We start from the raw sequence: 5169 nt of genomic DNA on the forward strand, positions 1-5169 counted from the left end.
GGGCGGGGACTTTAGTCCCCGCCGCCTGTACCCCTCACCCTAGCCCTCCCCCCAAAGGGGGGAGGGGATATCTACTCCGCGCCGTAACGCACGAAGGCCCCCGGCTGCGAGAACAGCCACCGGGCGTACTCCTGGAGCTCCGGCGCCGTGACCCCCTCCACCTCCTCGGTGAAATCATCCTCGAACGCGTACCCCAACCCCCAGAGCTCGTAGAAGGCGGCGTCCAGGAGGCGGTCCGAGGGCCGCGCCAGGTCTATAGCGTAGCGGCTGACGTCGAGCATGGTCCGGCCGCGCGCAAGCTCCGCCTCGCCCACCGGCTCCGCGGCGATTCTCCCAAGCTCCTCGTCCACGATGCCGATCGCCTCGGCGGTCTTGCCCGGTTCCGTGCCCAGGTAGAGCCCGAAGGCGCCCGGCTCCACCCCGAAGATGGGGTAGGCGTGCACGGCGTACACCAGCCCCGCCCCGCGCAGCCTCGCGTGCAGCCGCCCATTGGGCAGGTGAATCCCCGAGAGCACCGAGTCCAGCATGAGCATCTTGTAGCGGTCCTCGCCGTCCCAGCGCATCCCGGGCCAGAGCCAGTAGAGAATCGTCTGCTCCCGGTCCGAGTCGAGCGCGAGGCGCGCGTCCTCTTCCGGAAACGCCGGCGGTCCGTAGTCGGGCAGGGGCGTCCCCGCGGCCGGCGCGTCATCCCACAGCCCTTCCACCACCCGCTCTATCTCCCGGGCGTCCACGTCCCCGGCCACGGCGATGAGCGTGCCCTCGGGCCGCCGGATGAGATCCCGGTATTCCAGGAGCCGCTCCCGGGTGAGCGCCGCCATGGTCTCGGGCGTCCCCCGCTGGTTGTGGGAGTAGGGGTGGTCGCCGAAGAAGGCCCGCTTCGCCTCCCGGAGGGCCACGGTGAAGGGCTCCTCGTCCTCCCGGGCCAGCTCGTCGAGGAGCCTCCGGCGTTCGGCCTCGACGCGGTCCGTTGGATAGGCGGCGTTGCGCAGGCAGTCGGTGACGACCTCCAGGGCCAGGGGGGCGTCGGCGGCCAGGACGTGGGCGCTCAAAAGGCCGCAGTCGCGCAGGCCCTGGCTCCCGATGGACCCGCCGCGGTCCTCGATGGCGGCCATCGTCTCCGGCCCGGTCCGCGACAGGGTCCCCTCCAGGAGCATCTGCATGGCGAAATGGAAGGCGCCCTCGTCCTCCGGCGCCTCCACGCGGTAACCGCCGTCCACCAGGGCCCCCACCCAGGCGCTGCCCACGCCCGTGTCCTCCAGGACCAACAGGCGCAGGCCGTTGTCCAGGGTGGTGAGCCTCATCCGGCCGCTCCCACCTTCCTCCCCCAGCTCGAAGGCGTACTCATCGGGATAGTCCCGGGCCAGGGTGTTAGCGAGGGGGTAGTCGGGGGAGAGCCAGACCGAAGCCGCCGCCGGGGCCTTCCCCTGGTAGACGAAGTAGGCGTCCGGCTCGCCGGGTTTCATCTTCCCTTTAGATTCCACCGACGCCGCGAGGCCGTGGGTCTCCGCCGAGAGGCCGCTCTCGACCAGGTTTTCCTCGCCCAGGCCCTCCTCGAAGAGCCCCAGGTCGAAGTCCCCGGCGCCCGTGGGCCATACGACGGTCACGTATAGGTTTTCCGGGGTGAAGTAGCGCCGGGCGACGTCGCGCACCGCCTCGGCGGTCACCGCGCGGCAGCCGTCCACATAGCCCGCGGAGAACTCGAGGTCGCCCAGGAGGGCGTCGGAGCCCAGCCGCGCCGCCCGGGTATCCAGGCTTTCCCCGTCGAAGACGTAGTCCGCCAACTGGGTGTTTTTCACCCGCTCCAGCTCGCCGGGGTCCGCGAGCCCTTCGGCGAGGCCGGTCACCACGTCGTAGGCGGTGGAATAGGCCTCGGGGAGGCGCGCCGGGTCACGACGACCACCATGTTTTCGGGCGTGTAGCGCGAGGTGTAGTAATCCCGCAGGTCGGCCTCGGTGACCGCGCTGAAGAGGTCGGGGTAGCCGATGACCGGGTCGGCGGTCACGGAGCCGGGCCACATGGTGTGGGAAAAGCGGTACCAGGCGCGGGTGTCGGCCTGGTCCAGGTTCATGTTGATTTCTTTCAAAATTATCCCGCGCTGGCTCGCGATGGCCTCGGCGGTGAACACCTGGCGCACCAGCGTCTCCGCCATCAGCTCCACCATGCCGTCGAAGTGCTCCACCGTGGTGGTCTGGTGGTAGCAGGTGTGGGAGTTGGAGGTGTAGGCGTTGGAGATGCCGCCCAGGGACTCGTCCCAGGCGTCGAGCTCCTCCTGGGTGTAGCTCGTCGAGCCGTCGCCGTGGAGGTGCTCGTAGTAGTGGCTGATGCCGGAGCCCTGGTAGGGGCCCTCGATGACCGCGCCGGTCCGCACGTAGACCCGGATGGTCACGGTGGGGTTGGCGTGGACCTCGGCGGCGACGATGACCAGGCCGTTGTCGAGCTCGGTGCGCAGGACGCGCTGGGCGAGCGCGGAGATGGATAGCAGCAGTAACAGTATGATGACCAATGACTTGCGCATGGGGGGACGCTCCGGCGTGTGCGATTTCCCCGGTATTATAGCGTAAAAATGTGCGGAGCGGCGGGGTGGGATAAATCGCGGGCGGGTGTGGACACCCGCCCCTACGTCGTCGCAAACGGTGAGGGCTGCCTTAGATAAAACGCGGCGGGGATTTGCCGGGGGCATAGCTCGCTTCGCTCGGTTAAAATCCCCGCCCTACATTTAGTGAGAGGCGCGCCTATGGACTAGGGTGAGGGTCGAGGTTGGGAGCGTAACAAGGCGGGGTTAGGAAACCCCGCCCTACGTCATCGCAGACGGCGAGGATCGCCACATCAAAAAAGCGGACCGGACGGCCCGCCCCTGCGTCACGAACCCCCGCCTCAAGCCCCGGTGTGGTACTCCATGAGCTTGCGCGTCACGGCGTTCTCGAAGATGTCGTCGCGGCCCTCTATGCCGCCGTCCGTCCCCGCGTGGTACGCCTTCCGCGCGGACTCTATCTGCGGCATGAACATGGAGAGAACCAGCCCCATGGCCCGCGCCTGCTCCAGGGCGTCGCCGTCGGCCTCGGCGATTATCCCGTCCACCAGCTTCTCGGCCAGGGCCCTGGCCCCTTCGACGGTGCTCTCCTTGGCCACGCGGGGCACCTCCCCAGACAAGCCCAACTAACCAGCTTACATAAATATAGCCGGTAAAACGTGAAAAATCAAGGTTCGGCGGGCTTCCGCCGCTTGAAGAGACGCCCCAGGGGCCCCTCGGCGGTGAAGAAACGGATGACGGCCGAGACCGGCCCCCGGGAGGCGAGGTTGACGTCGTTGACGGCCCGGCGGATAAAGACCACCGCCAGCCCCAGAAACGCGATGTTGGGCAGCCACATCGCCAGCCAGGGGTTGAGGATGCCCCGGTCGCCCAGCGCCTCGCCGCCCACCAGGCAGATCCAGTAGAAGATGAAGAAGCCGATGCTGGTGACGAAGCCCACGCCCTTGCCGGAGCGGCGGATCATCACCCCCAGCGGCGCCCCCACCAGCACGAAGGCGATGCAGGCGAAGGAGATGGAATACTTCTTGGCGATTTCCAGGGTGTAGCGGTTCACCTCCCCCTGGAGCGTGCGGCGGCGGATGGCCAGGTAGCGCTCCTCCCGGGCGACGCGCTCCGCGTCGGTCAGGGTGCGGTCGCTTCCCTCCCCGGTCTCGGCCGAGAGCTCCCGCGCGGTGGGTGGCGGCTCCGTCGTTCCGGCGGAAACGGGCGGGGCGGATTCGCCCTCCTTCGGCCTGACCCCGCCCCGGATGGCCAGCTCCTGCTCGCGGGCGTCCAGGTAGGGCGACTCGGAGCTGCCGACGAACTGCGGCCCCTCTTCCGTTTTTCCGGCGACGGGCGGCGGCGTCCCCCCGCCGGTGTCGGTCCCGCGGGTCTGGCCCAGGGGCTCGAGCTCTATCTCCTCCCCCTCGAAGAGCGACGTGCGGCCGCCGTAGTCGAGGTGGTCCGACCCCGTAGCCGCGTGCGCCGTCCCCCCCGCGTCGCTCGTCCGGGGCTCGCGGATGCCGTACAGCCGCCGTATCTCCTCCGGGGTGTACCCCCCCTCGGCCATCCGCAGTGACTGGAGGAGCCGATGGCGGGATTCGGGCTCCTCGCCGGAGAGTATTTCGCGCTTGCGGATTTCCGCCGTCCGATACAGAAGGTACTGGTCCAGGAGCGACTCGTTGACCCGCTCCTGCATCATCGCCACCGACATCTCCCGGTCCGAGCGCTGATCGCGTTCCTCCCGGGTGAGCTCGGTGTCGGCGTTTATCTCGATGACGTAGTTGGCGAACTTGAGCGTCTGGAAGGAATCGCTGCCCGGCGGGGTTATCTGGATGGTGCCGTCGGATAAGAGGAGCCGGACCTGGCCGCCCACGCCGGTCTCCAGGACGCCGTGCGCGGCGCTTATCTGCTTCTCCAGGCTCCCGCCGCGGGGGATGTTTATCTTCACCCCGGTGAGCGTCATGTCCCGGTCGTCCATCGCGTCTATGTAAATCTCGTAGGGGGCGAAGTCGGTTATCCAGACGCCGGGGCGCAGGCTCACGTCCGGCCGCTTGTTCTGGATGTCCAGTAACAGGTTCTTGAACCGGTGGTTCGCCTCGGGCAGAACCTGGTCGTTGAAGAAGAACATCCCCACGGTGAAGATGCAGGCGAAGACGACGGCGGGGACCATGAGCGACAGAAAGCTGGTGCCGGTGGCCTTCATGGCGGTGATTTCCGAGTCGGACGACAGCCGCCCGAAGGCCATCAGCGTCCCCACCATGAGCGCCATGGGCACGTCGTAGGCCAGCACCGCCGGGAGGTAGAGGACGAAGAGCTCGAGGGCGTACCGGCCCGGCACCCCCTTGGTGACGATGAGCTCCATCATCTTGAACACCTGGCCCAAGAGGAGCACCAGCGTCGCCACCACGAGGGCGAAGACGAAGGGTCCCACGTGCTCGCGCAGGATGTAGCGGTAGAGCTTCCAGGGAAGGGACATGGCGGTTATCCGGTGGGTTCCAGGTGGAAATATAGCATCCCCGGCGGGTTCCGGCAAGCGCGGGGCGGCCCGTCCGTGAGTGGTGGGATTTTCCCGGTCGGATGCGGTCGGCGGCTCGTTTCTGGTATCATCCATCCGTCATGGTTGCCATCCGCCTCCAGAAACTCATCGCCGCCTCCGG

Annotated in this window: 4 protein-coding genes; all 4 read right to left on the bottom strand. The window is 67.8% G+C overall.

What is annotated here, in order from left to right; translation table 11 throughout:
• Positions 1–71 precede the first annotated feature (71 nt).
• The 4 genes from NTW26_09540 to NTW26_09555 all read right to left on the bottom strand — a co-directional run bounded on the left by NTW26_09540 (position 72) and on the right by NTW26_09555 (position 4988).
• The gene (locus NTW26_09540) at positions 72–1844 is read right to left on the bottom strand and encodes an insulinase family protein (GenBank protein ID MCX7022496.1); all 1773 of its coding nucleotides are present in this window, start codon (positions 1842–1844) and stop codon (positions 72–74) included.
• The gene (locus NTW26_09545; GenBank protein ID MCX7022497.1) at positions 1841–2515 is read right to left on the bottom strand and encodes a pitrilysin family protein; all 675 of its coding nucleotides are present in this window, start codon (positions 2513–2515) and stop codon (positions 1841–1843) included. The genes NTW26_09540 and NTW26_09545 overlap by 4 nt, the downstream gene beginning before the upstream one ends.
• 359 nt (positions 2516–2874) lie before the next feature.
• Positions 2875–3129 carry a hypothetical protein gene (locus NTW26_09550; protein ID MCX7022498.1) on the bottom strand — a complete coding sequence of 85 codons (255 nt, stop codon included), beginning with the start codon at positions 3127–3129 and terminating at the stop codon, positions 2875–2877.
• A 68-nt stretch (positions 3130–3197) separates the two neighbouring features.
• Entirely contained in the window at positions 3198–4988 is a 1791-nt protein-coding gene (locus NTW26_09555; GenBank protein MCX7022499.1) for an LptF/LptG family permease, read from the bottom strand.
• Between the last annotated feature and the right edge of the window lie 181 nt (positions 4989–5169).

It is taken from the genome of bacterium (assembly GCA_026398675.1).
Lineage (GTDB): Bacteria > RBG-13-66-14 > RBG-13-66-14 > RBG-13-66-14 > RBG-13-66-14 > RBG-13-66-14.

What these genes read in the sequence shown, in the direction of transcription:
- NTW26_09545 (MCX7022497.1), bottom strand. Translation starts at nt 2,515, where the DNA reads ATGCGCAAGTCATTGGTCATCATACTGTTACTGCTGCTATCCATCTCC.
- NTW26_09555 (MCX7022499.1), bottom strand. Translation starts at nt 4,988, where the DNA reads ATGTCCCTTCCCTGGAAGCTCTACCGCTACATCCTGCGCGAGCACGTG.